Below are 25,836 nucleotides of genomic sequence, written 5' to 3'. Positions count from 1 at the left end.
ATGTTAGACACGAGGATCAGGATGCGCGTTTCCACCATCGCTACACGCCTTGTCGCCCTGCTGCTGGCCACTGCCCTGGTCACCGGTTGCGCCGGCAGGTCAGGCTCGAACGACCAGGACGAGTTCGCCGGCGTCGCCGAACAAGAGCTCTATGAAGAGGCCCGGGAGGCTCTGGAGAGAGGGCGCCACACCACGGCGATCTCTCGTCTCGAGGCGCTCGATACCCGCTTTCCCTTCGGCCGTCATGCCGAACAGGCGCAGCTTGAGCTGATCTACGCCTACTACGAGACGAATGACTGGGAGGCCGCCCGCGCCGCAGCCAGCCGCTTCATTCGCCTGCACCCCACCCACCCTCAGGCCGACTACGCGCTCTACATGCGCGGACTCTCCTCCTGGCAAGCAGGCCGCTTCAGCCTGGAGCGACTGCGCTTGATCGACATATCGAAGCGTGATCTCGGTGCCTCGCGGGACGCCTATACCGACTTCCGTGAACTGGTCAGCCGCTATCCAGACAGCGAGTACGCACCGGATGCCCAGCAGCGCATCGTCTACCTGCGCAACCTGCTGGCGCGGCATGAACTCCATGTCGCCGACTTCTACCTGCGCAAGGGCGCCTATCTGGCGGCCGTGGAGCGCGGCCGCTGGGTGGTCGAGAACTATCCCGAGGCCGAAGCCACCCGCGACGCACTGGCGGTGATGGTGGAAGGCTACCTGGGCCTCGACATGCGCGATCGCGCCCGCGAGGTGCTGCAGGTGCTGATCGAGAACGATCCCGGCAACGAACGGCTGCGCGGCCGAACCTTCCGGCCTCAACATGTCAGCGCCCAGGCACTTTCCGCCTGAGCCACGGCCTGCAATAAAAAAACCGCGATGAGACATCGCGGTTTTTTTTTCGGCCTATTCGCCCGGCTGCCAGCCGTTGACGATGGGGTAGCGACGATCTCGACCGAAGCCCCGCGGCGTCACCCGCACCCCTACCGGCGCCTGACGCCGCTTGTATTCACAGCGGTCGACCAATTGGACCACCCGATAGACGTCGTCACGATCGTATCCCGACTCGATTATCGCCTCCGCACTCATGTCGCCCTCGATATAGCGCATCAGGATGGCATCGAGCACATCGTAGTCGGGCAGCGAGTCACTGTCCTTCTGGTCCGGCGCCAGCTCGGCAGAGGGGGGGCGCTCGATGACCCGTTCGGGTATCGCCGGTGACTGGGTATTGCGCCAGCGGGCCAGCCGATAGACCCAGGTCTTGTAGACATCCTTGAGGGCATTGAAACCACCGACCATGTCGCCATAGAGCGTGGCATAGCCCACCGCCATCTCGCTCTTGTTGCCGGTGGTCAGCACCATCAACCCCTTCTTGTTGGAGATCGCCATCAGCAGCACGCCACGACAGCGCGACTGCAGGTTCTCCTCGGTGGTATCCCGCTGTGTGCCGGCGAAGGTCTCTACCAGGGTCGCCATGAAGGCATCCACCATTGGCTCGATCGGCAGGACCTGATAGCCGACACCCAGCATCCGGGCCTGCTCGGCGGCGTCCTCGCGTGAGATATCGGCAGTGTAGCGGTACGGCATCATCACCGCCTGGACCCGCTGCGGACCCAGCGCATCCACGGCGATGGCAAGCGACAGGGCGGAATCGATGCCACCGGACAACCCCATCACCACGCCATCGAAGCCGCTCTTGTTGACGTAGTCGCGCAGGCCGCTGACCAGGGCACAGTAGAGGCTCTCCTCCGGCTCCTCCGGGGGCTCGATCTCCCCCTCCTGCGGCACCCAGCGTCCACCCTCCTGCACGAACTGGACCGGCATCAGGCCCGCCTGCCAGTAGGGAGCCAAAACGCGCAAGACGCCACTGCCATCCACGCAGGCCGAGCCACCGTCGAACACCAGCTCGTCCTGACCGCCGATGGTATTGACATAGACCACCGGAAGCCCCACCTCGGCGGCACGCTGCTCGAGCAGGCGCAGGCGCTCGCCCGGCTTGTCCTGATGGTAGGGAGAGGCATTGAGGGTGATCAGTATCTCGGCGCCATCATCGCGGGCCTTTCGAACCGGCGCGCCATCCCACAGGTCTTCGCAGATCAACAGGCCGAGCTTCGCTCCCTTGTGCTCGATCACCAGGCTCTGCTCACCGGTAGCGAAGTAGCGCCGTTCATCGAACACCTGGTAGTTGGGCAGCACCTGTTTGGCGTACTCGTCGAGCCATTCACCGTTGTAAAGCAACCCCGCCAGGTTGTAGCCGTTACCCTCCCGGCGTCCGGGATAGCCGATGATCACCAGCACGTCACGGACAACCTTGGCCGCCATCCGGGAACGTGCCTCGCGCAAACGGGTCTCCATGGAAGGTCGCAGCAGCAGGTCCTCAGGCGGATAACCGCTGAGATACAGCTCGGGGAACACCACGATATCGGCACCATGCTCGATACGCGCCTCACGTACGGCCTCGATGGCACGGTCGGCATTGCCGGGAATGTCCCCCACCAGCGGGTCCAATTGAGCCATTACCAGCGTCAAGTCTTGCATGGGCGTAGAAATCTCTTGAGAATCCAATGTATTCATATTGTCCCGCAAGGGCGTCCGGCTGGCAAAGCCGCTCGCCCCAGAGGGAGTTTACGAACCTCACGAGCGACGGCCAGGCAAGACGAAACCCGATGAAAACCAGAGCTTACGCGCTTTTTTAAAGCGCGTTGAGGTTGGTTTCAATATCGCATGGCTAACGTATTAGCTTAGTAGACACCCTCTCATCAGGGAGCCAGAAAAGGATGAACCTATTGCTCATTCGTTTGATCATCTTCGCCGTGCTGTTCTTCGCCGGCCTCAAACTCTACCGCATGTACCGCGAATGGAAGCTCAATCAGGAGGAACTGCTTGAGGATGACAAGCGCCAGGAGGGTGGCCAGATGGTTCGCTGTCGCTGGTGCCAGGTCCACGTACCGGAAAACGAGGCCCTGCGCGACCGGGGCGAGTGGTTCTGTTCCAGCGCCCACCGCGATCGCTACCTGCAGGAGCAGAAGCCCGAGGAGTAAGCACCACCCTCGCCGTTCGCATACAGCCCGTTCGGCAGGATGCCTACACACTCTGTCAGACATCGCTTACGGAAGCCTCGCCAGGCCCGACTAGAGTAAAAAAGCCCATCTGATAAGGGATTTCACTCTGGGAGAGCACCATGCGCACGGACGCTCCAGTCGGCGCCGCCTTGCTCGGCGGTCCCGCTTCTCTGGCCGACCAGCGCGGCCTGACCCTGGTCGAGCTGCTGGTCGCCATTGCGGTCATGACCCTGCTGTTCGGCTGGGCCATCCCCGCCTTCCAGACACTGAGCGCTCGCCAAGAGGTATCGGCCGAGGTGCTGCGGCTCAAGTCGGCACTGGCGTTGGCCCGCAACACGGCCATCGCTCGCCGTGCCACTGTCACCGTCTGCCCCAGCCACGATGCCCTTAGCTGCAACAACGGTGACTGGACGGCCCCGCTGATGGTGATACAGGGCCGTGCCGAAGGAGGCAATATCGGCAGCGACGAGGTGCTCCGTATTCTGGACGACAGCCGTGTGGTATCCGTCAGCTATCGTCAGGATGGTCGGCCGGTGCGCTATGGCCCCTTGGGGCGACCGGCCGGGCACAACGGCACTTTCACGATATGCGGTCGACACGATACCGGCGCCAGGGTCGTCGTCAGCAACTTCGGCCGGGTGCGGGTAGAGACCGGAGCGACCTGCTGAGACAGGCCCCTAACCCTTGGGGCCCATCAACAGCCACACGATCAACCCCACCAGCGGGAAGAGCAACAGGACAAGGATCCATAGCAGCTTGGCCACGGGGCCAGCCGGGCTCTTCGCCACCTTGACGATGGCCCAGACCAGGATGATCAGCCAGATAAGGCCTAATAAACCACCTACTTCAATTCCCATCGGACATCTCCTTGTCGATTCAGTAACAGAAGGTCCTCTAGGAGTAGCACGGCCAGGTTACCGTCACAAACCAAAGCCGTAGCAAAATGTCAGGCTCTGTAACTCTGGCGCCTGCAGTACCCTCCGCCTGGGCTGGTCAGCCCAGGTCTCACTGCCCCGCTACGATTGCCGCAAGAGAGCAATCGGCGAAAAATGGCGCGCAAATTGCTTGCAGTGAATTGCAAAGGAAAAGATCAATGTCTCTTGTCGGGTAGAATGGTCCTCCCTTGCCCAACCTGAAAGGAGTGACTCTTGGCCAGCGGACTGCTGTTCAATGTGCTGATCTTTCTCGCCGCGGCGGTACTGATCGTGCCGGTGTTCAAGCGCCTGGGGCTCGGCGAGGTGCTCGGCTACCTGGCCGCCGGGGTGGTCATCGGCCCTTCGGTGCTGGCCCTGGTGCCGGACGCTCAGGGCGTACTGCAGTTTTCCCAGGTGGGCATCGTCCTGCTGCTGTTCGTGATCGGCCTCGAGCTCAAGCCCTCCCGCCTCCGGGTGATGCGCAAGGCCGTGTTCGGCTTCGGCAGCCTGCAGGTCAGCGTCACCACCCTGCTGCTCGCCCTGGCTGCCTGGTGGCTGGGGCTGTCGCCCGCCGCCGCCATTGTGGTGGGTTTCAGCCTGGGACTCTGCTCCACGCCGCTGGTCCTGCACCTGCTTGGTGAACGCAAGGAGCTGCAGACCCGCCACGGGCGCCACGCCTTCGCCCTGCTGCTGTTCCAGGATCTGGCCGCGATTCCGGTGCTGGCCATCGTTCCCCTGCTCGCCGCAGATGCCTTGATGACCAACGGCGCGACTCCGCTGCTGCGCGAGGTGATTCTCGCCGCGGGCGCCTTCGCCGGGCTGATCGTCGGTGGACGCTTCCTGCTGCGGCCGCTGTTTCACTATGCTGCCGCCACTCGCAGCCGCGAGGTCTTCGCCGGCACCGCCCTGCTGGTGGTGATCGGTGCCGCACTGCTGATGGAGCTGGCCGGCCTCTCCATGGCCCTGGGCGCCTTCATTGCCGGCGTACTGCTTGCCGATTCGGAGTATCGCCACAATATCGAGGCCGACATCGAGCCCTACCGCGGCCTGCTGCTGGGGCTGTTCTTCATGGCCGTGGGCATGATGGCGGAGATCGGCCTGCTGGCGGAGATCCCACTGGTGGTGCTCGGCCTGACCCTGGGACTGGTGCTGCTCAAGGCGCTGAGCCTGCTGATCGCCACGCGGCTCTATGGCGGTAGCTGGAAAGAGGCTGCCAACCTCGCCGTGCTGCTCTCACAGGGCGGCGAATTCGGTTTCGTGCTGCTCTCCGCCGCGGCCGCCGCCGCCCTGCTCGACCAGTCGCTGGTCAGCCTGCTGATCCTGGTGATCTCGCTCTCCATGGTGGTCACGCCGCTGCTCTTCCAGCTGCATGTCCATGGCCTGCGTCGGCTCTACGCCCCCTCCCGGACGAAGCCGACCTACGATAGCCCCCGGGACGAGTCCCCCCAGATCATCATTGCGGGCTTCGGGCGCTTCGGCCAGATCATGGGGCGCGCCCTGCAGGGGCTGAAGATTCCCTACACCGTGCTCGACATCAACGCCGAGCAGGTCGAGGTGGTACGGCGCTACGGCAACAAGGTCTACTACGGCGACGCCTCGCGCATCGACCTGCTCAAGGCTGCCGGCGCCGACAAGGCCCGGGTACTGGTCGTGGCGGTGGGAGACCCCGAGGCGTCCATGCGTATCGTCGAGCAGGCGAGGCGACAGTTTCCCCACCTCAAGCTCTATGCCCGGGCCCGCAACCGCTACCATGCCCACCTGCTGATGCGGGCCGGCGTCATCCACATCGTGCGCGAACTGCTGCCCGCCAGCCTGGAGCTTACCCGCGACGCCCTGGTCGGCCTTGGCATCCCGCCCGACCAGGCCCAGCACACCATCGACACCTTCCGGCCCCATGACGAAGAGGCGCTGATGCGTCAGCTGGCGGTGTTCGGCAACGAGAAGAAACAGATCCAGACCATCCAGGAGGCGGCCAGGGAACTAGAGGCGCTCTACGAAGCCGACGAGGATATCGCCACACGGGTGGAGGAGATCCCGCCCCGGCCTCACTGACACTGCCCGAGCCGCCACCAGGTCGGCAGCAGGCTGCGAACGTGGCGATGGCCGAAGCGGTCGTCGATCAATACCAGCGTGCCGCGGTCCTCCGGCCCCCGGATGACCCGGCCGGCCGCCTGCACTACCTTGATCAGGCCGGGGATACGGTAGGCATAGTCGTCGCCACGACCGAAGCGGCTCTCCAGCCGGACCTTGAGCGCCTCGTTGAAGGGGTCGAACGGGGGCAGCCCCAGGGTGGCGATGAAGGCACCGATCAGCCGATCCCCGGGAAGATCGATGCCTTCGGCGAAGGCGCCACCCAGCACTGCAAAGCCGATTCCCCGGCCACCCGGCCGAAAGCGCGCCAGGAAGGCATCCCGGTCGGCCTCCTGCATGCCGCGGGTCTGGGCCCAGGCGGGTATTTCGGCATGGGCCTCGCGCAGGCGTGCCATTACCGCCTCGAGGTAGGCGAAGCTGCTGAAGAAGGCCAGGTAGTTGCCCGGACGTTGCCGATACTGCCCTGCCAGTTCGGCGACGATCGGCTCGACGGAGGCCGCCCGGTCCCGTAGCCGTGTCGAGATACCGCCCTGGATGCGCACCTCCAGCTGGTCGCTGGTGAAGGGCGAGGATACCGACTGCCAGGCGCTCGCCTCCGGCAGGCCCAGCAGGTCGCGATGGTAATGCGCGGGACTCAGCGTGGCCGAGAAGAGGACGCAGCTCCGGGCCGCTGCGAAGCGCGGGGCCAGGAAGTCGGCCGGCACCAGGTTGCGCAGCCCGACGACGGCATGACCTCTGCCATGGTGCGTCAGGTCGCACAGCGAGTGATCACCGAAGGATTCGGCCAGGCGACAGAAGGCGAGCGCCTCGAACAGACCCTCCTGCAGTTCCGGGTCAGAGCCGGTCGGGTGCTCGCCCAGATAGTCGGTGATGGCGGCGGCCAGCAGTTGCAGCGCTCCCACCAGCCTGTCGGGAAGCCCTTCGAGGATGCGGTAGGCCGGGCGCCCCGGCTCCCCTTCCGACGCCGGCCCCGCCTCGCGAACCAGCGCCTGCCACTGCCGCACCACCCGCCCCAGGGGGCGGACCAGGGCCGGCGGCGCCGAGCGATGCAGCCGGCTGAAGTGTCGCTGGTCGAGCGCGGCGCTGTACATGGCCCGGGCCCGTTCGACCAGGTTGTGGGCTTCATCCACCAGCAGCGCCAAGCGCCAGCCGTCGGCCTGGGCCAACCCATGCAGCAGGCCGCCGGCATCGAAGTAGTGGTTGACGTCCCCCACCGTCACGTCGCACCAGCGGGCCAGCTCCTGCCCCAGGTAGTAGGGACAGACCTCATGGGCTAGCGCCACCTCGCGCAGTGCCTCGCGGTCGAGCCAGCCCCGGGTTACCGCCGCCTGGCGCGCCGCCGGCAGGCGATCGTAGAAACCCGCTGCCAGCGGGCAGGCCTCGCCATGGCATGCCTTGTCGGGATGCTCGCAGGCCTTGCTGCGGGCCACCAGCTCCAGCACCCGCAGCGGTCGGCGCTCTTCGCCATGCTCCCCGCCGCCGCCGGCTCCCAGCCGGGCCAGGGCATCCAGCGCCAGGCGGCGTCCCGGGGTCTTCATGGTCAGGAAGGCGATGCGGTCGAGGCCCTGGCGCGGCATGGCCGTGAGCAGCGGAAAGAGGGTGCCGATGGTCTTGCCGATGCCGGTGGGCGCCTGTGTCAGCAGGCAACGTGCGGTGGCGGCCGCCTTGTAGACCCCCTCGGCCAGCTCCCGCTGGCCGGGGCGAAACTCGGGGTGGGGGAAGCTGAGCCGGAGCAGGTCGTCGTCCCGCGCCTGGCGATGACGGCTCTCCTGCTCGGCCCAGGCCAGGAAGCGCCGGCACTGGGCCTGGAAGAACACCGCCAGCTCTGCCGCACTCGCCTCCTCGGTCAGCGAGGTCTCGCGGCCGGTAGCGATATCGAGATAGACCAGCGCCAGCGTCACCGTCTCGAGCTTTCGCTCGGCACACAGCAGGGCACCGTAGACCCTCACCTGGGCCCAGTGCAGGGCGCGCTGGTTGGCCGCCATGCGCGCCAGGTCGCCGCGATGGGTCTTGACCTCCTCCAGGCAATTGGCCCGGGGGTCGTAGCCATCGGCGCGGCCGCTGACCACCAGGCCCCGGTAGCTACCCGACAGCGGCAGTTCGGCTTCATAACCGGCACCACGCCGGCCCGCCACCAGGACATGCCCGGCGATGCCTTCCCGGGCGCTGGGCGAGGGGGTGAAGCGATGGTCGAGATCGCCTTCACGGGCGGTAAAGTCGCACAGCGCGCGTACCGCCACGCGATACTGCCCATCCTTCGCGGTCATGATCCTACCGCCTCGTCCTGCCAGGTCACATGGCACACCACGGCGGGAATACCGTGCGCCCGGAAGTACGCCAACCAGCGGCGCTGGTTGTCCTGCAGCCGGTCGCCGGGCCCCTTCACCTCGATCAGCCGATAGGCGGGTGACGCGACATCGGCTTCCGGCAGGAACTGGATCAGATCGGGAAGGCCCGCCCGGTTGGCTCGGGGGTCGAGCAGCAGCCGCGCGAAGCAGGCGCGCAGGTGGGCGGCGGGGATATTGGCCAAGGCCTGCAGCAGCAGCGCCTCGTCGAGCGCCTCCCAGTGCAGGAAGGGCGAGGCGAGGCCCCGTTTGCACTGCCAGGTCTCGAGAATGGTCTCGTGGTAGCGTCCGTCATCCAGTTGGGCCAGGCAGGCCGCGAACCGCTCGCGACGGCGTGACACGAAGTCAGCTCGATTGAGGTCCGCCGGGCCACTGTGGAAGGGATGAAAGAAGGCGCCGGGCAGCGGGGCGAAGATCGCCGGCCAGCAGAGCAGGCCGAATAGCCCGGTGATCAGCGCATTCTCCACATAGTGCACCGGTGCCTGCGGGGTACCCAGGTGGGCGCAGACGGCCCGCTCCACGCCGAGCGGCCACCCCTCGTCGCTGACGGGGCGCCTCAGGCAGAGGTCCCAGCGCTCGGGCGGGGGCGGCGCCTGCTGCGGTTCCGGTGCCAGCCCCAGCCGGCGCCGCAGCCTCGGCAGCAGCCGCTCGAGGGCCTGGCTCTCTCTTTCATCGGGCGCTTGCGCGTCGAGAGTCTCGCCGAGCGCTTCCTTGCGGGACACCATGACAGAGGCCAGCTCGAAGGCGCGCTGATGCTCACCCAGGCGCTCCAGCAGGCGCAGGCGGCGGATGCGGGCATCGACATGGCCTCCGCCTCCATCCCCACCGCTGTCGGCCTCGCCGTAGACCTGGAGTGCCAGTGCCTGCTGGCCGCCACGCTCCGCGGCCTGTCCCAGCCGATAAAGCAGCCTCGCCCGGCGCTCGCCCAGCCACGCATTGCCCTTGGGCACCGTCGGCACCTCGGCGTGCAGCGCCTCGGGGAGCTCCCCCTCTTCGAGCCGTTCGCGCAGCCGGTGCAGCGCCAGGTAGGCATCGACTTCATCGCGGCTCGAAAAGGCCCGCGACTCGGGCGAGAAGGCAACCCGCTCAAAGCGCTGCAGGCCCAGTTCGGCCAGCACGAACTCCGACCAGTCCTGGCGCAGATTGCCGAAGAACATCAAGCGCAGGCGGTCGCAGATGGCCATGATGGATAGCCGCACGACCCGCTCCCCCTGCAGCGCTGCCACATCCCCCCAGTTGGCCAGCCGGCGCGCCCCTTCCGGCTGCCCCGACAGCGCCTGGTACAGCGTCGACTTGGCCGCCGACGCCGGCAGGCACGCCGCCGCAATCTCCGTTGCGAGGACGCGGCGCAGTTCGGCCAGGCGCAGCTGGCGAAACAGCTCGCCGAGGCTCAGCACCGGGTCGGCCTCGACCCAGCCGGCATCAATCAGCGCATCGAGCGCCACCGGGGCATCGTCGATCTCGGCATAGACCAGCTTCGTGGTACGGAAGAACTCGCCCTTGCGCATGACCATGCGCACCAGCAGCGCCTGGGAAGCCCGCGGCAACGCATCGAAGTCGGCGATAAAGCGACGCTCGCCGTCACCCAAGAGATCATCGTGACGCTCGCTCACCCAGCCGAGAACGAAACGAAAGTTCGCCAGGTAGTAGAACGGATCATCGAGAGAGGCCGTGACCGGCGCGACAGGCAAAACACTGTTCATGCATCCATGATATCAGCCCTGTCGCCACCGCGTCATTGGAGTATCAGGAAATCTCGCTGGCCAGTTCTTGCAGCAGTTCGGCGGCAGGCACTTCGCGGCAACCGCTGGCATTCTGGCCGGCCCATAGCGGCGAGAAGTCACCGCTTCCCAGCGCCTCGGCGGCGCTGCGCAACGGGCCGATGGCCGACGTGGCCAGCGGGAAGGCCGGCGCCAGGGGGCTGATCGGGCCAAGCTCACGCATCAGTCGCGTGACGATGCCCCGCGCCGGCCGCCCGCTGTAGAGGTTGGTCAATGCGGTGTGGCGCGCCGCATCACTCTGCAGCGCTTGGCGATGCAGCGACGAGGTGGTCGCTTCAGGGCAGCAGAGGAAGGCGGTTCCGACCTGCACCGCATCCGCTCCCAGTGCGAGCGCCGCCGCCACGCCCCGGGCGTCGGCGATGCCCCCGGCGGCGATCACCGGCAGCGTGACGGCCGCCTTCACCTGGGGCAGCAGCGCCAGGGTGCCAACCTGGGTGGTGAGGTCCTCGGTGAGAAACATCCCACGATGCCCACCCGCCTCAAGCCCCTGGACGATCACCGCATCGGCACCATTCGCCTCGAGCCACAGAGCCTCCTCCACCGTGGTGGCCGAGGAGAGCACCGTCGCCCCCCAGGCCTTGACCCTCTCGAGCAGCACCGGAGACGGCAGGCCGAAGTGAAAACTCACCACCTCGGGGCGGAATGTCTCCAGCACATTGCAGGCCTCGGCGTCGAAGGGCCGCCTGCCGGGACCAGCCGGCACGCTGTCGATGTCGAGGCCCATCTCTTCATAGTAGGGCGCCAGCGCCTGATGCCAGCGCGCGCCGCTGGCAGGATCCGGCTCTACCGGCAGGTGGCAGAAGAAATTGACATTGAGCGGCCGTGAAGTCTGCGCTCGAATCCTTTCAAGTTCGTCGCTCATGACCTTGGGGCTCAGCATGGCGCAGGGCAAGGCGCCGAGCCCGCCGCCCTCGGATACCGCGACGGCCAGCGCCGAGCCCTGGACGCCGGCCATGGGCGCCTGAAGGATGGGAAGCTCGATGCCGAGTCGCTGGGTCAGGCTCATGATTCGTCTCCATGCTGGGTTGGCTTGGGCCGTCGCCAGGGGCGCTTGGCGCCCAGGGTGTCGGCGGCATGGGCACCACGCTCGCCCATGGGTCGCGGCTCGCCGATGGTGGTGTCCTTGCGGGTCTGTCGTTCCATTTCAGCGTTGATCTCGGCACCAAGCAATACCACAAAGGCTGAAAGCCAGAACCAGAGCATCATCACCACGACGGTACCCAGCGAACCGTACAGCTCGGCCATGTCGGCCACATGGCGAACATAGAGCGAAAGCCCGCCGGAACCCAGCAGCCACAGCAACGTCGCAATCACGGTGCCGACACTGACCCACTCCCAGCGCGGCGCACTGCGGTAGGGGCCGAAGCGATATAGCGCAGCAATGACCAGCATCATCACCAGCAGCAGTACCGGCCAGCGCAGCCAGCCGATCACCCTGACCGCCGTGCTGTCCAGGCCGAGCATGCCGATCGCCAGGGGAAAGAATGCCACGAAGATGGTGGCGCCCAGGGAAATCAGGATCAGCCCCACGGTAAGAATGGCAACGACCAGGAAACGCTGGAAAAAAGGGCGCCGTTCATCCTCGCCATAGACGGCATTGAGCCCCACCATCAGGCCACGCACGCCCTTGGATGCCACGAACAGTGCTACCAACAGGCTGATGATGGCGGTCAGACTCAGCCCCGTATCGGTGCTTTCGCTGACTTCTTGCGCCTGTTCATTGATCAGGCTCGCCCCACCCGGCGGCATGAAGCGGCTGATTTCACTGATCTGACTGACAATCTCATGAGGATCAAAGGCCAGCGCCCATAGGGAAATGACGGCGGCAAGTGCGGGAAACAGCGACAGCAGAGCATAGAAGGCAATGCCGGCCGCCAGCAGGTTGACCCGGTCGTCAGCCAGCTCCTGCTTGACCCGCCAGACGACATCCAGCCAGCCAGGTCCCGGTATCTGCTTGGGTCTTTCGGCGCGTCGGCCTCTCGGTTGGTCGGTCATGAGCTCCTCAGGGTTGCTGTGCCGGGCGCAGGATCATCCGGGCATCGCGAATCTCGATATCGAAACGGTTGAGAAAGCTCATCCCCAGCAGAGCCACGTCGCCGTCCAGCCCCGGGCTGATGGAGCCTCTCACCTGATCCGCTGTGAACCCTCCCAAACTGACCTCATTGAGCATCGTCAGATCCCCACGCACACGGCCGTTGGCGGTATTGAACCAGGCCGATCCCGTGCGCTCGAGGCCGAGCCGTCCCGCCAGATCCGCAGGTACGGCGACATAGGTGGCGCCTGTGTCGAGCAGAAATTCCACCGGCTCACCATTGATGCGTCCGGTGGCCATGAAATGGCCCGACCGATTGCGCTCGAGGACAACCGGCTCGTCTTGCCCGCTCACTGCATTGACAAGATGGGCGTTGGGGTTGCGCTGCTGCTCGAGAAAACCGTGAAACCACCAGACACCGGCACCGATGAACAGTATCCAGAACAGCAGCATCATACCCAGCCCGGTCCGTCGGACTGACCCGTCACCACGGCTCATAGCACATCTCCCCTGGCCATTGTCGGAGGCAGCCCCTTTGGCATTGACACCTCTGCGCCTGCTGTCTGTACTGAAGAGCGCCTATCGCCCAGGACCATGAAGGTTCTGGCGTGATCTGACGACTATTGCGCGAATGACTACAACAAGGATAGCCACATGCAAGACAGCTTCGAGTATTCGACCCCCGTCTCGGCAAAGCATTCCCCCACTGGGCAACGCCTTGTCGGCGCAACCCTGTGTATCAGCGCTCTGCTGACATGCAGCTCGGCCGCCCTGGCCTGGGATGGCCTGGTGGAGAAGCAGGTCTTCGAAATGGACGAGTACACCACCGTCAGCGGCGAGACCATCGCCCCGGTGAGGATCGGCTGGGAGGCCTACGGCACCCTCAACGAGGCGAAGGACAACGTCATCCTGATCACTCACTTCTTCTCGGGCACCAGCCATGCGGCGGGCCGCTATGCCGAGGACGATGCCGCACCGGGCTATTGGGATGCGATCATCGGGCCCGGCAAGCCGCTGGATACCGACGAGTATTACATCATCTCCTCGGATACCCTGGTCAATCTCAATGCCCATGACCCCAATGTCATCACCACCGGCCCTGCCTCGATCAACCCGGAAACCGACGAACCCTGGGGGCTGGACTTTCCGCTGGTGACCATACGCGACTTCGTCGAGGTGCAGAAGGCGCTGCTGGAGAGCCAGGGCATCGAACAGCTGCACGCGGTCATGGGTCCCTCCATGGGAGCCCTGCAGGCCTATGAGTGGGCCAGCGCCTACCCGGAGCGGGTCGAACGGCTGATCCCGGTCATCGGCGGGGGCCAGAGCGATCCCTGGCTACTCGCCACCCTGAGCGCCTGGGCGGCCCCCATACGAGTCGATGCCAACTGGAATGACGGCGACTACTACGACGGCGAGGCGCCCCTGGACGGCCTGCGGGAAGCGCTCAAGCTGGTGACCCTGAACGCCAACCACTGGCAGTGGGCCAACGAGACCTTCGACCGCAGCTGGGCTGACGAAGACGCCGATCCGACCCGCGACATCCACGCCCGCTACGCCATCGAGCAGACTCTCGACGACATCGCCGCGGCCCGGGCCGAGATCGCCGACGCCAACCACCTGCTCTATCTGGTCAAGGCTAACCAGGCATTTGTCACCGGTCACGGCGACAGCGTGGAAGAGGGGCTGGCCGACATCGACGCGCCGACGCTCATTCTCTACAGCGAGAACGACCTTGTCTTCGCGCCAGAAGGCGTCCGCGATACCGCCGAGATGATTGGTGCCGACGGCACCTCGGTGGAACTGGTCACTCTCGACGGCAACCGCGGCCATCTCGATGGCGTCGTCGGTATCGACCAGGCCAGCGACAGGATCCGTGCCTTCCTCGCCGATTAGCCGGAGAGTAGTGCGCTCAATAGTAGATAGCTTCCCATGACCAGCAGGCCGGTCAGGAAAACGCGACGAAAGGCAGCCTCCGACAGCCGGTGTCGGAGTCGCTGCCCCAACTGCATGCCGAGCAGTGCGGGCACCACCGCCACCAGCGAAAGCAACGCCAGTTCGACAGTGAGCAGACGCTGCTCCCCCATGGAAAACCCCAGCGCCGCGGTCGTGACCACGAACAGCACGCCCATGGACTGGATCAGCATGTCCCGAGGCAGGCCCAGCGCCTGCAGGTAAGCGACACCCGGAAAGACCGATGAACCGGTCATTCCGGTGATCAGTCCGGTCAAGGCACCATTCACCGCCCCGGCATGGCGGCCATGGCGCATGATCGCCCCTCCCCCGAGGCGGAATAGGCCGGACAGCGCATAGTAGATGATCAGCAGTCCGAGCAGGGCAGAGAGCCAGCGCACGTCGACCCTGGCCAGCACCGACACCCCCAGCCAGACGGTAACCGTGGACGCCAACAGGAAAAGCCACAGACGCCGGAGGATCTGCACCAGATATCCTCCAACCAGTGCCTGCCAGATATTGGTGATGATGGTGGGTGCCAGCAGCAGCGCCATTGCCGAGGGTAGTCCCACGGTGGCCGTCAACAAGGCCAGCGATACGGTCGGCATACCCATGCCGATGACACCCTTGACGGTGCCGGCCACCAGAAAAGTGATGGCCACCAATAGGAGCAGCAGCGGATCTTGCAGCAGCGACACTAGCCTGCTCTTCCCTGAATCGGGTTTCTCGTCTCCCAGTCGCGGGCCGCCTGCTGGCCACGCGCCTGATTGACGGCAAGACAGATCAGGATCGCCGCGATGAACAGCGCAGCGCACAGCAGGATGGAGGCCTGCAGGCCAACCACCGACTGCAGCAGCCCAAGGCCGATGATTCCGATGACACCGGCCAGCTTGTTGGCCAGCCCCCAGAAGCCGAAGAACTCGGCCGCCTTGCGGGTAGGCGAGAAGAGACCCACCAGGGCACGACTGGCCGACTGGCTCGAGCCCAGGCTGAGCCCGGCCAGGCAGCCCACCACCAGGAAGAGATGCTGCGCCTCCCACTCGAGCCCAAGGCTTTCGTTGAGGAAGGCCGTGACTTCCGGCGTGGCCCAGATGGCGAAGATCGCCGCCACCCATAGCGTCAGGGTGAACAGGTAGGTGAGCTTGGTACCGATGCGGTCCTGGATGAAGCCGAACCCCAGCGCACCTGCCGCCGCGGTGATCTGGACGATGATGAACATGATATTGCGGATCGCCTCGTCCCAGCCGATTACCTGGGCACCGTAGATGAAGGCGAAGGCAATGATGATGTAGACCCCCGCCATGGAGAACAGCAGCGAGACCAGGAAAATGCCCAGATCGCGGAAATGCCTGAGCTCATGCAGAGTCGTCGCGACCCGCTCCCAGGCGATCTGCCGGTAAGGCTTGCCTGGCGGCTGCGGTGTGCCCCGCTCCTTGACCCAGAGAAAGGTAGGGATGGCCGTTACCAGGAAAAAGCCGGCAGCGAAGGGCCCCACCCAGCGGATACGCTCGAAGTTGTCGGCGGTGGCCTCGCCCAGTACCAGCAGGGTGAAGCCGGCGGCGAAGAGCCCCCCCACATAGCCCAGCGACCAGCCGAAGCCGGATATCTTGCCCATATCCTCTGGCGGACCGAGGTCTGGCAGGAAGGCGGCGATGAAGGACTCGCCCATGGAGTAGGCGTAGTTGGCAACCACGATCAGCAGCAGGCCCAGCACCACATAGCCGGGCTCCACGAAATAGAGCATCGCCGTGGCACCCACCGTTGCCAGGTAGCTGACAAACAGGAAACGTTTCTTGGCCGCATGGTAATCCATGACCGCACCGCATAGCGGGCCTGTGATCACCACCATGAGGTAGCTCACCGCCAGGGCGAGGCTCCACAGCAGGTTGGCCAGCCGATAGTCGTCTCCCCGGTCACCGACGATCACCGTGGTGAAGAGCTCACCGAAGACCACGGTGATGATCAGCAGGGTAAAGGCCTGGTTGGCGAAGTCGAACATCGCCCAGCCGAAGATCTCCTTTCTCGACGCCCGCTGCCGGGGCGTGTCGCCGGCAGCCACAGGTACCGCGCTCATAGTGTACTTTCCTTGCCGTGGGTGGGCTCTTTCGGCTCATAGCCTACCAGCTAACGACGCAGCGGGAGCATTCACTGACGGCTTGGCATTTCGCTACCGCATGCCGGCAGTATCGGCGACGCTCGCCAGGGGTGCGGCACGGTCCCATGTGGAGGGACGGCGCTTGCGTTGGCGGTGTGAAGATGACTTTACGAAAGGTATCGACTAGGTTAGTTCCGACAGCTGCCGCCAGCAGCCACGTTCTCCATGGAAATTGGCACATAATAATACCCACACAGGAGGCAACGACAGCCGCATGAGAAAATGGCTACTGTTCGCGGTCTGCCTACTCTTGCCTGTCCCGGCCTCTGCCAGCCTGGACGGCCTCACCTTCATTACCGAAGAGTATCCGCCGTACAACTACAAGCGAGAGGAGCGGCTGGAAGGCATCTCCATCGAGATCCTCGAGCGCATCTTCGAAGAGACCGAAACCCCACTGACCCGGGAAGACGTCCTCTTCTACCCCTGGGCTCGCGGCTACGACACCGCCCTGGCCGAGCCCGGCACGGTACTCTTCTCCACCACCCGCACCGAGCAGCGCGAGGCGCTGTTCCAGTGGGTCGGGCCCATCGCCACCGACCGGGTTGTCCTGATCGCCCGGCGCGACAGCGGCATCCAGCTCGACAGTCTCGACGACCTGGTGAATGGCGGCTATCGAGTCGCCGTCATCCGTGAGGACATCGGCGCCCAGCGACTGGAAGAGGCCGGGGTTCCCGCCGATCAGCTGCGCCTGGCGATGTCCAATCTCAGCGCTCTGATGATGCTCGACCGAGGACGGGTCGACCTCTGGGCCTACGGTGAGGATGTGGCGTTCTGGCTGATGCAGGAGCACGACCTTCCCATCACCGATTTCATGTCGGTACTGACGATCAGCGAATCGGATCTCTACTACGCCCTGCATCGCGATACCGACCCGGACCTGGTGGCACGAATGCAGGCGGCTCTGGATGCCCTCAGGCAGCGGGGTGAGCTCGGCGACATCTTTAGCACCGAGGTGATCTTCAATACCGAGGAGTATCCGCCCTACAACTACCTGACGGATGACGGCGACATCGACGGCGAGTCGACCCAGCTGCTGCGGGCCGCCCTGGAAGAGGCGGGGCTTTCCGCCAGGTTTCGGCTGCTTCCCTGGGCCCGCGCCTATACCGAGGCCCAGTTGAAGGATAACCACTGTGTCTATTCGACGACACGTACCAGTGATCGTGAGCCCCACTTCACCTGGATCGGTCCATTGGCGACCAACGAGTGGGCGGCCTTTACCCAGGCGGACTCTGGCATAGAAGCCAGCTCGCTGGAGGACCTCCAGGAGCTGCGCGTGGGTAGCTTTCGTGAGGATGCCGTGGGGCAGTTCGTGGCAAGTCAGGGGGCATCGATCGTTCTGGCAACGAGCGAGCGCGAGAATATCAATCGCCTTCAATCGGGTCTCATCGATGTCTGGGTCACGGGTGAGCAGGCAGCCGACTATCTTGCCGCCGAGGCGGAAATTGACCTGAAACGACTTTTCGGCTTCCAGCAAGCCCAGCTCTATCTCGCCTGCCACCCCTCGGTGCCCGAAGCCTATGTGGCCCGCCTGCAGGCTGCCATCGACAGGCTTCGCCCCCCCGAACCACCTGAGGTCGTAGGGCTCGAATCAAGCGATGACGCGGATGCGGAGCGATGACAGCAGCTCCCCCAGCGCGCCAGCAACGCCCACGCCGCAGCAGCCTGACCGCCAAGCAGGCTGTCTTGACGCTCTCCATCGCGCTGCTGCTGAGCATCATTGCCGGAGCCATCGAACTCGCCCTGGACGCCCGCAAGATGCGGCATGAGGTACAGAATCAGACCCAGCACCGGCTGGATCTGGTTCACGGCACCGCCGCGGAAGCCGCCTTCCAGCTCAACCCCGAACTCGCGACGCAGGTGGTGGAGGGCCTGTTCAGCGGCGGCAGGGTAGCCGACGTGGTCATTCGAGACGACTTCGGCCGCAGCATGGCCTCGCGTGAAAGAGACGTGTCGCCCGATAGCAGCTGGCTGGCCCATGCGCTTTTCGGCGACATCCTGCATTACCAGGAGGTACTGATATACGATCTGGGTACCGCTTCGCCGACCGAACCGGTAGGCGATATCGAAATGACGCTGGCACTCGACAGCCTGGCCCGGGACTTCATGGATCGAAGCCTGCTGATCTTCTCACTGGGCGTCTTCAAGGCGCTGGCCATCGCCGCTCTGCTGGTGGTGGTCTTCCATGCCTTCATTACCCGGCCATTGCTGCAGGTTCATGCGGCCATCATAGAGACCAACCCCAGTCAGCCCGGCCAGTGGCGCAAACCCAATCTGGAACACCATGGCGATGACGAGCTGGGCCATCTGGTCGAGAGCCTGGATGAGCTCCTCCATGCCTTCCAGCGAGGCCTCGACCAGCGCGATCAGCTGCACCAGATCTCCACCGTCGACGGACTTACCGGCATCGCCAATCGGCGCCAGTTCGATACCTTCCTCGAGGCCTCGTGGCAGCGGGCTCGGCGCTCCGGCAAGCCCCTCGCAGTCATCTTCATCGACATCGACCGCTTCAAGGACTTCAACGACCACTACGGCCATGTCGCCGGCGACGACACCCTGCGTGCGATCGCCGATGCCCTGGCCGGCGTGGTCACCCGCTCGACCGATCTGGTGGCCCGTTACGGGGGGGAGGAGTTCGTCTGCGTACTGCCCGATACCGATCTCGCGGGTGCCCGCTTGGTCGCCCAACACATACGTGATGCGATTCGAGCGCTGGCAATCCCCCATGCTTATTCGGACCATTCCGACCAGGTCACCGCGAGCCTGGGGGTGGCCAGCACCGTTCCCGCCGCCAGCGGGATCACCTGCGAACAGCTGCTGGAGCAGGCGGACAGCCAGCTCTACCGGGCCAAGCATCAGGGCCGCGACCGGGTGGCGTGGGAGACATGAGCGATTTGGCCACGCTTGTGGGAAGCCGGCTTCTATCTCATGCTCAAGCGAGAAGAGTCTTGCGATAGCGGGACAGGACGGGGGATGAGACCATGAGCAAACGCGACGAATTCGTCGAGCAGATGAAGGCCCGGCTGGACGAGTGGAACGCCGAGATCGACGAGCTGGCCGCCAGGGCCCGTCAGGCCAGCGACGAGGCACAGGTCAAGTACGAGGAGGATATCGAGCGGCTGAAGCAGCGTCGCGACGAAACACGTCGCCGGCTCGATGAACTACAGCACGCCAGCGAGGCGGCCTGGGACTCGCTACGCCAGGGCATGGAGGAGTCCTGGGAACTGATGCGCAAGGCGTTCCGGGATGCCTGGCGCAATGAGGGGCCTCCGGGCAGCCCGCCCGATACCACACCCCCCGACACCGCTCCCGAGGACGACCGCGACGAGCGCCCCGGCAGGCGATAGTCTCGCCTGCCGGGTGCCGACTAGCTGTCGCCGCGCCGCTCCGATGGTGACGTCTTCTCTTCGACCGACTCGGGCTGGGCTTCGCTGCCGCGCTGGAGTCGGTCGATCGCCTCCCCTCCCTGGCGCGACAGCTTCGCCAACCGGGTGATCTGCTCGTCCAGGCGAGGCAGGGCCTCCTGGCGGTAGCGGGAAAGATCGTCGATGGCCCCCATGACGTCACCGAACGCCTGCTCCAGGGCCTCCATGTCCAGCTGGGCCGAAGCCGCCCGGGTCTGGATCTCCACCCCCTGGTGGCGCAGCGCCTTGGCGGTACCGGCGATCATGTCCGAGGTGGTGGTATTGAGCGATTCGACGCGATCGAGCACCAGCCGCTGGTTGGCCAGCGCCATGGCCACCGCCACCGCCACGGTCAGCGCCGAGACGGTGACATGGATCGCCCGGTCTACCCCGCGAATCAACTCACGGTTGTTGCGGATGATGACTTCCAGCGCCAGCACCCCCTGCTGGCTGACCGCCATCTGCTGCTGCAGATCGACGATGCGCTGGCGCAGCGGGAAGAGCAGCTCCTCCTCGATGAAGGGGCGCTGGGGATGGTCGGCAACGAGTCCGGACAGCGCCTGCTGCAGGCGCCGGTCGATCAGGCGCCCGAGACCGATCTGACGCTGCAACCGCCCCATCAGCTCGCGCAGGGCTTCCTGGTCGTCATTCAGCGTCAGGTTGTCGCGATGCAGCATGTCGCGTCCCGACTCCAGGTCGGCGATGATCGCATCCAGCGCCTGCTGCGCATTCTCGAACTTGCGGAAGTAGCGCTGTACCCGGCTACCGGCGCCGGGAATTCGCGCCAGCAGTCGGTCGAGCCGATTGGGCGAGAGCCGGTGCTGCTGGGGATCCAGTTCCTCCATCCTGCCGCGCAGGTCGACCAAGGCACGGGCTACCGGCCCGCCGTCATCGCCCTGGTGCGCCAGCTTCTTCAGCGGGGTCTGGAGCATCTCGCTCTTGTGCGCCGCCTGCTGTTGCAGCTCCAGGCCCATCTCGTCCACCGCACGGCGTTGACGCTCCAGTGCCGCACCGTCCTCACCGCTGGCCAGCACCTCCTCCACGAAGGCGTCGGCCATCTCGCTCAGCTCAGGGTCATCTGCACCGGGAGTCGCCTCCTCCTCGACCTCGGGCAGGGATTCAACCAGCTCGCTGGCGATCTCCTCCACCGGTGGCAAGGAGAGGCGGGATCCGCGTCCGGACGATTGATTCATGCTACCTTCCCCTTATCTCAAGGTCCTTGATGCTAGGCTAGCATTCTGACAGGTTCAGCGCTGGCCCCCGCGCCCGTAACGCTCAGCCCTGCCAATGAAGCGCCGCAGTTCCTCCAGGGCCTGGTCGGTGGCCACCGATGCCTGTGGACGCCCCGTCTCGATCCGCGCCAGGGCCACGGCGGCATCATCGAGCAGCGTCAGCGCCGACTCGTTTCGCGCCACCAGGCGGCGCAGTCGCAGCTCGGTGTCATCGATCAGTTCCAGGCGGCGCTTCAGCGCAATCCGCTCCTCCACTGACAGCTTGGTGCCGTCCTGCTCAAGGCGGCGACGCACGAAGTCCCCATCGAGCCCCATCACCCCCCGCGCCTGTGCGGCCATGGAGGTGAAGTTGTCCACTGCACCCAGACAGACCTCGGTGACCAGCCCGCGGGAGCGCGCAAAGGCCAGCTCACTGCTATCGAAACGAGCCACCAGCACGTCCATGACGTTGCGATAGCGACTGTAGAATCGGTCCACCTGGATCGCCAGGTCGGGCCGCCTGGTATCGAGAAGAGCTTGCTTGGCGCGGCACAGGGCCATGATCAACTCATCGGCGTCTGACGGGGGATGTGACGGGTCGAGTACCGCCACGCCGGCTTCGCGCGCCTCGCGCTCCTGCTCGGTGCGTCGACGTGCTGCCTCGGCTTCGAGACGCGCCTCCAGCCGGCGGCGATGCCGCCTGGCCCGCCAGCTACGCCAGGCACGTTCGAGGGGCAGCGCCACGGGGACCGCAACCAGCCCGGCCAGCCAGCCGCCCAGGCTAGGGCCGAAACCGCCCCACAGCGACGTCAGCCACAGCAGCATGCTGAGGAACGGGATCAACAGGCAGTAGCGAAAGACCACCTGCAGGCGGTTGGGGGAATCGGTAGGAACCGCCAGGCGTGGATTGGCCATGCCGACCAGCAGCCACGGCAGGCAGGTGACGAAGAGGCCATAAGCAAAGCCCTGGAGAAATCCCAGCATCGGTCTCCTTACTCAGCGACCTTGGAGGATACAGTCAGTGTACGGGGGCTTGAGGTCGCATGCGACAGCTAACCGGAAGCCGGTATCAACGACACAGCCGGTAGCCCCGCATGCCGAAGTGGAAGTGGTCCGCATGGGCGGCGTTGTAGTCGGGGCCCAGCACATTACCGAAAAGATCGCAGGCGCCGTCGCGAACCTCACGCAGGAAGTCGCCTCGTTCGCCCTCCTCACCCCAGTGTTCCTGAAGGGCGATCTGCTGGCCGTCCGCCAGCCGGAATGCCGCCACATCCAGCGCCTCGGCAGTGGCATGCTCGCTCATGCGACCTGTTTCCCGACCATAGACCCGCCGACAGGAATAGCTGCCGTAGTGTTCGACGTGGGCCACCCGGCTGCCGAAATGGGTCTCGGCGGCCGGCTGCAGGCGCTGCCGCTCGAACATCACCCAGGCCAGCGCCAAGGGACAGGCGGCGACGAAGCTGGCATTGAAGTCGACGTCGCTGCCATGCATACGCACCACGTTCTCCAGCGGGCAGCCCTCTACCGGCTCATGATCATCAAGTGGCGTCATGCGCAGTGCCCCTTCGGGTACGGTAGCCAGTGCTGCCAGGCAGTCATCGCGGCTGTCGCCCAGGCGATGGAGCTTCCATTTCGTCACCGGGGTCAGGGGGTCATCCACCGAAATCGGCTTCAAGGGATGCCACTCAGAAGGTATCTGCGCCTCGAACTGCCACCAGGCAATGGCCGCTACCATGCCCAGCAGGGCAAGGGTCAACAGAAAGCGCATACCACCTCACATCCCAGCAGAGATCACAGCAACAGGTTCAGCATCAGGGCCACACCGCCGACAATCAGGGCAGTGATCACGGCGACGTCCACTGCGCGATCGAGCCAGCCATCGAAGCCTCTTCGGCGCTGGCGAGGGGTTTTTCGTCGACGGGTAGCGCCACGGCGGGAGTTGCCGCGGTTCGATCCGATGAGAGACATGGCTGAAGTCCGGTTTCACCCTTTTGCTGAGCTTAAGGCCTGCGCTGTCGCCTGACTACTGTATTGCAACAAACAGCGGAGAGAGCGGGCTCTTTCTGCGGCTCCTCAAGGCTGCCGCCAGCGTTTTCTGACAGCAGGGATTGCATATTTCCGGGCTAGGCCCGATGTTGGTGGCAATACACAGCAGGCTAACCAATTAGCGGATGAACCCGATCATGTCCCGACTCGCCGATACCCCGCTCTCCGTGCTCGATCTGGCACCCATCCGCCAGGGCGGCACCATCGCCGACAGCTTTCGTGAAAGCGTGAGCCTGGCACAGCTGACCGAACGCCTCGGCTTTACCCGCTACTGGCTGGCCGAGCACCATAGCCTCGACGGCATCGCCAGTGCCGCCACCGCCGTGCTGATCGGCCATATCGCCGGTGCCACCTCGCATATCCGTGTCGGCAGTGGCGGCATCATGCTGCCCAACCACCCGCCGCTGGTGGTGGCCGAGCAGTTCGGCACCCTGGCAACGCTCTATCCCGGCCGCATCGACCTCGGCCTGGGCCGGGCTCCGGGGTCTGACGCCGCCACCATGCAGGCCATGCGGCGCGACCCCCATGCCGGTGTGGAGGACTTCCCCCAGCGGCTGGCCGAACTGCAAGGGTTTCTTGGCGAAACCCAGCCCGAACAGCGGGTCCGGGCGGTACCGGGCCAGGGCACCCACGTGCCACTATGGCTGCTCGGTTCCAGCGGCTACAGCGCCCAGCTGGCGGCCCGGGAAGGGCTGCCGTTCGCCTTCGCCGCCCAGTTCGCCCCGGGATACCTGCATGAGGCGCTGCGCCTGTATAGGGACAATTTCCGCCCCTCCGAGACACTCGACAAGCCCCACGCCATGGTCGGCCTGCCGGTGATCGCCGCCGAAAGCGACGAGCGGGCGGAGTTCCTGGCCACCACCGCACAGCAGAAGTTCCTCAACCTGGTTCGCGGCGGGCGCACCCGTTCGCTGCCACCGGTGGAAGCCCTCGACTGGTCTCCCATGGAGCGGGCCCAGGTCCAGCAGTTCCTGGGCGCCGCGATCATCGGCGGGCCAGAGACGGTAAAGGCCGGGCTCGAGCAGTTCCTCGAGCAGACCGGCGCCGACGAACTGATGCTCAATACCGACGTCTTCGAAGCCGAGGATCGGTTGAGGAGCTACGAGATAGTCGCCGAGGCGTGGCGAGGATGAGCCAAGGCCCGAAGAGCGCGCAGCTCGACCTGGCCGGCATTCTCGTCGGCATCCGGCGCATGGCGCCGCTGTCGCTGTTCGTTGTCGTCTTCGGCCTGGCCTTCGGCGTGGCCGCCCTCTCCCGAGGCCTTTCCGGCCTCGAGGCGATGCTGATGAGCGCCCTGGTCTTCGCCGGCGCCTCGCAGTTCGCCGCCCTGGAGCTGTGGGGGCCGGAGATTCCGCTGCTGCCGCTGATCGCCACTACCTTCGCCATCAATGCCCGGCACCTGCTGATGGGAGCCGCCATCCAGCCCTGGCTCGCCCACCTGCCAACGGCCCAGCGCTATGGCAGCGTGGTCATCATGAGCGACTCCAACTGGGCCATGGCCGCCGCCGATTACCAGAAGGGCGAAACCAATGTCGGCATGCTGGTGGGCGGGGGCATCGCGCTGTGGGTGACCTGGCTGTTCGGCACCCTGCTCGGCGTGCTGTTCGGCAGCGGCATCGAGGAGCCGCAGCGCTTCGGCCTGGACGTGATCATGGGCTGCTTTTTGCTCGCCATGCTGGTGGGCGGCCGCCGCGACCTGTCGATGCTGCTGCCCTGGGCCGCCGCCGCGCTGGCGGCACTGGCGGCCATGGCATGGCTACCCGTTCACTCCCATGTCATCGTCGGGGCACTGGCAGGCGGGCTCGTGGGCCTCCTGCTGCCGGCGCGCAAGGGAGAGCAACCATGACCCTTCCCGCCACGCTGGCCGGTGCCATCGCCGCCATCGTCATCATGGCCCTCGTCACCTACCTGACCCGCGCCGGCGGCGTCTTCATCATGTCGCGGGTACCGATCGGCCCCAAAGTAGAGCGTTTCATCAATGCCATGGCCGGTTCCGTGCTGGTGGCGGTGATCACCCCCATGGCCGTGCATGGCGACTGGGGCGCCCGGCTGGCACTGGTCGCCACCCTGGCGGTCATGCTGCTCCTGCAGAAACCCCTGCCCGCGATCACTGCCGGCATCGTCACCGCCGCCCTATGGCGGATGCTGTAGCGCGTCTGCGTGAGAGGTGCCCTGGCAGAAGCGACCGTGGTAGCGTGTCGCACCCCAGGAACGTTTACCCAGTCGTGGCCTCCAAGGGAGAGCCATTCACCCGTCGTCGCCCCTTGATGGCGACGCCATGCTCGCGCTGGAGATATCCATGACCGATCCCAACGACCCGCGCCGCAACGCCGCCTGGCACGCGGCACAGCAGTGGCGTGCCCGCGCTCGCCAGACGCCGCGCGGGCCGCTCGGCGGGCTGAAGCTGATCCTGACCTGGCTGCTGTTCGGCATGCTGCTGATCGTCGGCACGGTGCTCGGCCTGTTCTTCCTGCTGATCGGCTGGGCCATGCTGCCCATCATGCGCTATCGCATGAAGAAGCGCCTCGAGCAGATGCGCGCCGAGCAGGCTAGCGATGTCGGCTCCGGCTTTCACTACCGGGAGACGCGCTATCGCACCCGGACTGGCGGAGATTCCCACCACGAACAGCAGGTGCTGGAAGGCGACTACGAGGTCCGTGAAGACGAGCACAAGAACTCGCCCTAGCCAACTCACAGTATTCTTGTCATGGCGCACTGAATCACTCCGCAACGCCTGATATCACTCTGATAAATCTGCGACTTCACACGGCCGCCCAGCACTTCACTCCCAACCCGTCTACCAGCCTGCTCCCTGACCAGTGTCAGTAAGCAGGCTGGGCAAGCACTAAGTACTCAG

The 25,836-nt window shown here is 65.3% G+C and carries 25 protein-coding genes; 12 read left to right on the top strand and 13 right to left on the bottom strand.

From position 1 onward, the window contains the following. The first annotated feature begins 21 nt into the window (after nt 1-21). Nucleotides 22-843, top strand: coding sequence for an outer membrane protein assembly factor BamD (locus KZO25_RS18400; protein WP_066443581.1), 822 nt, complete (start codon nt 22-24; stop codon nt 841-843). A gap of 54 nt (nt 844-897) precedes the next feature. Here the strand turns inward: KZO25_RS18400 and KZO25_RS18395 are convergent, their stop codons facing one another. Next, nucleotides 898-2,529: an NAD+ synthase gene (locus tag KZO25_RS18395; protein ID WP_223138055.1), complete on the bottom strand. Its 1,632-nt coding sequence runs from the start codon at nt 2,527-2,529 to the stop codon at nt 898-900. Between the two features lie 239 nt (nt 2,530-2,768). Here KZO25_RS18395 and KZO25_RS18390 point away from each other — a divergent pair, with 239 nt between their 5' ends. Both KZO25_RS18390 and KZO25_RS18385 read left to right on the top strand, forming a co-directional pair. Then, a complete protein-coding gene (locus KZO25_RS18390; RefSeq protein ID WP_223138054.1) occupies nt 2,769-3,032 on the top strand; it encodes a PP0621 family protein in 264 nt (87 codons plus the stop codon). 140 nt (nt 3,033-3,172) lie between these two features. Further along, a complete protein-coding gene (locus KZO25_RS18385) occupies nt 3,173-3,721 on the top strand; it encodes a GspH/FimT family pseudopilin (protein ID WP_223138053.1) in 549 nt (182 codons plus the stop codon). Nucleotides 3,722-3,730: 9 nt separating this feature from the next. Here KZO25_RS18385 and KZO25_RS18380 read toward each other — a convergent pair whose 3' ends face one another. After that, a complete protein-coding gene (locus KZO25_RS18380; RefSeq protein WP_066449365.1) occupies nt 3,731-3,910 on the bottom strand; it encodes a PLDc N-terminal domain-containing protein in 180 nt (59 codons plus the stop codon). A 291-nt stretch (nt 3,911-4,201) separates the two neighbouring features. On the opposite strand from KZO25_RS18380, the gene KZO25_RS18375 reads away from it, so the two are divergent. Next, nucleotides 4,202-6,019: a monovalent cation:proton antiporter-2 (CPA2) family protein gene (locus KZO25_RS18375; RefSeq protein ID WP_066449363.1), complete on the top strand. Its 1,818-nt coding sequence runs from the start codon at nt 4,202-4,204 to the stop codon at nt 6,017-6,019. Here KZO25_RS18375 and KZO25_RS18370 read toward each other — a convergent pair. The 5 genes from KZO25_RS18370 to KZO25_RS18350 are packed head-to-tail and all read right to left on the bottom strand — an operon-like array spanning nt 6,013 to nt 12,714. Next, the gene (locus KZO25_RS18370) at nt 6,013-8,325 is read right to left on the bottom strand and encodes an ATP-dependent DNA helicase (protein WP_223138052.1); all 2,313 of its coding nucleotides are present in this window, start codon (nt 8,323-8,325) and stop codon (nt 6,013-6,015) included. The genes KZO25_RS18375 and KZO25_RS18370 overlap by 7 nt on opposite strands. Beyond that, complete coding sequence (locus KZO25_RS18365; RefSeq protein ID WP_223138051.1) at nt 8,322-10,106, bottom strand: VRR-NUC domain-containing protein; 1,785 nt, start codon at nt 10,104-10,106, stop codon at nt 8,322-8,324. Before KZO25_RS18365 ends, KZO25_RS18370 begins: the two co-directional genes overlap by 4 nt. A gap of 43 nt (nt 10,107-10,149) precedes the next feature. Next, nucleotides 10,150-11,190 (bottom strand): NAD(P)H-dependent flavin oxidoreductase, encoded by a 1,041-nt coding sequence (locus KZO25_RS18360; protein WP_223138050.1) that lies wholly within the window; start codon nt 11,188-11,190, stop codon nt 10,150-10,152. Further along, a complete protein-coding gene (locus KZO25_RS18355) occupies nt 11,187-12,179 on the bottom strand; it encodes a YihY/virulence factor BrkB family protein (RefSeq protein WP_066449348.1) in 993 nt (330 codons plus the stop codon). Before KZO25_RS18355 ends, KZO25_RS18360 begins: the two co-directional genes overlap by 4 nt. A 7-nt stretch (nt 12,180-12,186) precedes the next feature. After that, nucleotides 12,187-12,714: a TIGR02281 family clan AA aspartic protease gene (locus tag KZO25_RS18350; RefSeq protein ID WP_066449346.1), complete on the bottom strand. Its 528-nt coding sequence runs from the start codon at nt 12,712-12,714 to the stop codon at nt 12,187-12,189. 156 nt (nt 12,715-12,870) lie between these two features. On the opposite strand from KZO25_RS18350, the gene KZO25_RS18345 reads away from it, so the two are divergent. Next, entirely contained in the window at nt 12,871-14,109 is a 1,239-nt protein-coding gene (locus KZO25_RS18345) for a homoserine O-acetyltransferase family protein (RefSeq protein ID WP_223138049.1), read from the top strand. On the opposite strand, the gene KZO25_RS18340 is transcribed toward KZO25_RS18345, so the two are convergent. Continuing rightward, nucleotides 14,106-14,864 (bottom strand): sulfite exporter TauE/SafE family protein, encoded by a 759-nt coding sequence (locus tag KZO25_RS18340; protein WP_235588853.1) that lies wholly within the window; start codon nt 14,862-14,864, stop codon nt 14,106-14,108. The genes KZO25_RS18345 and KZO25_RS18340 overlap by 4 nt on opposite strands. After that, on the bottom strand, nt 14,864-16,240 hold the full coding sequence (locus tag KZO25_RS18335; protein ID WP_262489128.1) for an MFS transporter: 1,377 nt from the start codon (nt 16,238-16,240) through the stop codon (nt 14,864-14,866). The genes KZO25_RS18340 and KZO25_RS18335 overlap by 1 nt, the downstream gene beginning before the upstream one ends. A 295-nt stretch (nt 16,241-16,535) precedes the next feature. Between KZO25_RS18335 and KZO25_RS20105 the strand changes: the two genes are divergently transcribed. From KZO25_RS20105 to KZO25_RS18315, 3 genes are all read left to right on the top strand, one after another. Continuing rightward, on the top strand, nt 16,536-17,939 hold the full coding sequence (locus KZO25_RS20105) for a substrate-binding periplasmic protein (RefSeq protein WP_262489127.1): 1,404 nt from the start codon (nt 16,536-16,538) through the stop codon (nt 17,937-17,939). Further along, nucleotides 17,936-19,207 (top strand): diguanylate cyclase, encoded by a 1,272-nt coding sequence (locus KZO25_RS18320; protein ID WP_223138048.1) that lies wholly within the window; start codon nt 17,936-17,938, stop codon nt 19,205-19,207. Before KZO25_RS20105 ends, KZO25_RS18320 begins: the two co-directional genes overlap by 4 nt. A gap of 92 nt (nt 19,208-19,299) precedes the next feature. After that, complete coding sequence (locus KZO25_RS18315; RefSeq protein ID WP_235588851.1) at nt 19,300-19,665, top strand: hypothetical protein; 366 nt, start codon at nt 19,300-19,302, stop codon at nt 19,663-19,665. A gap of 20 nt (nt 19,666-19,685) precedes the next feature. Here the strand turns inward: KZO25_RS18315 and KZO25_RS18310 are convergent, their stop codons facing one another. The 4 genes from KZO25_RS18310 to KZO25_RS18295 form a co-directional block, all read right to left on the bottom strand. Then, a complete protein-coding gene (locus tag KZO25_RS18310; RefSeq protein WP_223138047.1) occupies nt 19,686-20,915 on the bottom strand; it encodes a toxic anion resistance protein in 1,230 nt (409 codons plus the stop codon). Nucleotides 20,916-20,969: 54 nt separating this feature from the next. After that, on the bottom strand, nt 20,970-21,917 hold the full coding sequence (locus KZO25_RS18305; protein ID WP_066449335.1) for a cobyrinic acid a,c-diamide synthase: 948 nt from the start codon (nt 21,915-21,917) through the stop codon (nt 20,970-20,972). A gap of 85 nt (nt 21,918-22,002) precedes the next feature. After that, nucleotides 22,003-22,701, bottom strand: coding sequence for an extensin family protein (locus KZO25_RS18300; RefSeq protein ID WP_223138046.1), 699 nt, complete (start codon nt 22,699-22,701; stop codon nt 22,003-22,005). Between the two features lie 23 nt (nt 22,702-22,724). Further along, on the bottom strand, nt 22,725-22,901 hold the full coding sequence (locus KZO25_RS18295) for a hypothetical protein (RefSeq protein WP_201025316.1): 177 nt from the start codon (nt 22,899-22,901) through the stop codon (nt 22,725-22,727). Between the two features lie 215 nt (nt 22,902-23,116). Here KZO25_RS18295 and KZO25_RS18290 point away from each other — a divergent pair, with 215 nt between their 5' ends. The 4 genes from KZO25_RS18290 (at nt 23,117) to KZO25_RS18275 (ending at nt 25,665) form a co-directional block, all read left to right on the top strand. Next, nucleotides 23,117-24,112 (top strand): LLM class flavin-dependent oxidoreductase, encoded by a 996-nt coding sequence (locus KZO25_RS18290; protein ID WP_223138045.1) that lies wholly within the window; start codon nt 23,117-23,119, stop codon nt 24,110-24,112. Further along, nucleotides 24,109-24,825: an AzlC family ABC transporter permease gene (locus KZO25_RS18285; protein WP_223138044.1), complete on the top strand. Its 717-nt coding sequence runs from the start codon at nt 24,109-24,111 to the stop codon at nt 24,823-24,825. The genes KZO25_RS18290 and KZO25_RS18285 overlap by 4 nt, the downstream gene beginning before the upstream one ends. Continuing rightward, nucleotides 24,822-25,130, top strand: a complete 309-nt coding sequence (locus KZO25_RS18280; RefSeq protein WP_223138043.1) for an AzlD family protein — start codon at nt 24,822-24,824, stop codon at nt 25,128-25,130. The genes KZO25_RS18285 and KZO25_RS18280 overlap by 4 nt, the downstream gene beginning before the upstream one ends. A gap of 148 nt (nt 25,131-25,278) precedes the next feature. Then, the gene (locus KZO25_RS18275; RefSeq protein ID WP_223138042.1) at nt 25,279-25,665 is read left to right on the top strand and encodes a hypothetical protein; all 387 of its coding nucleotides are present in this window, start codon (nt 25,279-25,281) and stop codon (nt 25,663-25,665) included. Nucleotides 25,666-25,836 lie beyond the last annotated feature (171 nt).

This window comes from Halomonas sp. ANAO-440 (genome assembly GCF_019915905.1).
GTDB lineage: Bacteria > Pseudomonadota > Gammaproteobacteria > Pseudomonadales > Halomonadaceae > Halomonas > Halomonas chromatireducens.
The sequence above is the reverse complement of the archived record's forward strand: the minus strand, read 5'-3'. Positions and strand labels throughout refer to the sequence as shown.

Bases quoted from the DNA above. Each gene is read 5' to 3' on its own strand.
- KZO25_RS18400 (WP_066443581.1), top strand. From the start codon at position 22: ATGCGCGTTTCCACCATCGCTACACGCCTTGTCGCCCTGCTGCTGGCC.
- KZO25_RS18395 (WP_223138055.1), bottom strand. From the start codon at position 2,529: ATGCAAGACTTGACGCTGGTAATGGCTCAATTGGACCCGCTGGTGGGG.
- KZO25_RS18390 (WP_223138054.1), top strand. From the start codon at position 2,769: ATGAACCTATTGCTCATTCGTTTGATCATCTTCGCCGTGCTGTTCTTC.
- KZO25_RS18385 (WP_223138053.1), top strand. From the start codon at position 3,173: ATGCGCACGGACGCTCCAGTCGGCGCCGCCTTGCTCGGCGGTCCCGCT.
- KZO25_RS18380 (WP_066449365.1), bottom strand. From the start codon at position 3,910: ATGGGAATTGAAGTAGGTGGTTTATTAGGCCTTATCTGGCTGATCATC.
- KZO25_RS18370 (WP_223138052.1), bottom strand. From the start codon at position 8,325: ATGACCGCGAAGGATGGGCAGTATCGCGTGGCGGTACGCGCGCTGTGC.
- KZO25_RS18365 (WP_223138051.1), bottom strand. From the start codon at position 10,106: ATGAACAGTGTTTTGCCTGTCGCGCCGGTCACGGCCTCTCTCGATGAT.
- KZO25_RS18360 (WP_223138050.1), bottom strand. From the start codon at position 11,190: ATGAGCCTGACCCAGCGACTCGGCATCGAGCTTCCCATCCTTCAGGCG.
- KZO25_RS18355 (WP_066449348.1), bottom strand. From the start codon at position 12,179: ATGACCGACCAACCGAGAGGCCGACGCGCCGAAAGACCCAAGCAGATA.
- KZO25_RS18350 (WP_066449346.1), bottom strand. From the start codon at position 12,714: ATGAGCCGTGGTGACGGGTCAGTCCGACGGACCGGGCTGGGTATGATG.
- KZO25_RS18345 (WP_223138049.1), top strand. From the start codon at position 12,871: ATGCAAGACAGCTTCGAGTATTCGACCCCCGTCTCGGCAAAGCATTCC.
- KZO25_RS18335 (WP_262489128.1), bottom strand. From the start codon at position 16,240: ATGAGCGCGGTACCTGTGGCTGCCGGCGACACGCCCCGGCAGCGGGCG.
- KZO25_RS20105 (WP_262489127.1), top strand. From the start codon at position 16,536: ATGAGAAAATGGCTACTGTTCGCGGTCTGCCTACTCTTGCCTGTCCCG.
- KZO25_RS18320 (WP_223138048.1), top strand. From the start codon at position 17,936: ATGACAGCAGCTCCCCCAGCGCGCCAGCAACGCCCACGCCGCAGCAGC.
- KZO25_RS18315 (WP_235588851.1), top strand. From the start codon at position 19,300: ATGAGCAAACGCGACGAATTCGTCGAGCAGATGAAGGCCCGGCTGGAC.
- KZO25_RS18310 (WP_223138047.1), bottom strand. From the start codon at position 20,915: ATGAATCAATCGTCCGGACGCGGATCCCGCCTCTCCTTGCCACCGGTG.
- KZO25_RS18305 (WP_066449335.1), bottom strand. From the start codon at position 21,917: ATGCTGGGATTTCTCCAGGGCTTTGCTTATGGCCTCTTCGTCACCTGC.
- KZO25_RS18300 (WP_223138046.1), bottom strand. From the start codon at position 22,701: ATGCGCTTTCTGTTGACCCTTGCCCTGCTGGGCATGGTAGCGGCCATT.
- KZO25_RS18295 (WP_201025316.1), bottom strand. From the start codon at position 22,901: ATGTCTCTCATCGGATCGAACCGCGGCAACTCCCGCCGTGGCGCTACC.
- KZO25_RS18290 (WP_223138045.1), top strand. From the start codon at position 23,117: ATGTCCCGACTCGCCGATACCCCGCTCTCCGTGCTCGATCTGGCACCC.
- KZO25_RS18285 (WP_223138044.1), top strand. From the start codon at position 24,109: ATGAGCCAAGGCCCGAAGAGCGCGCAGCTCGACCTGGCCGGCATTCTC.
- KZO25_RS18280 (WP_223138043.1), top strand. From the start codon at position 24,822: ATGACCCTTCCCGCCACGCTGGCCGGTGCCATCGCCGCCATCGTCATC.
- KZO25_RS18275 (WP_223138042.1), top strand. From the start codon at position 25,279: ATGACCGATCCCAACGACCCGCGCCGCAACGCCGCCTGGCACGCGGCA.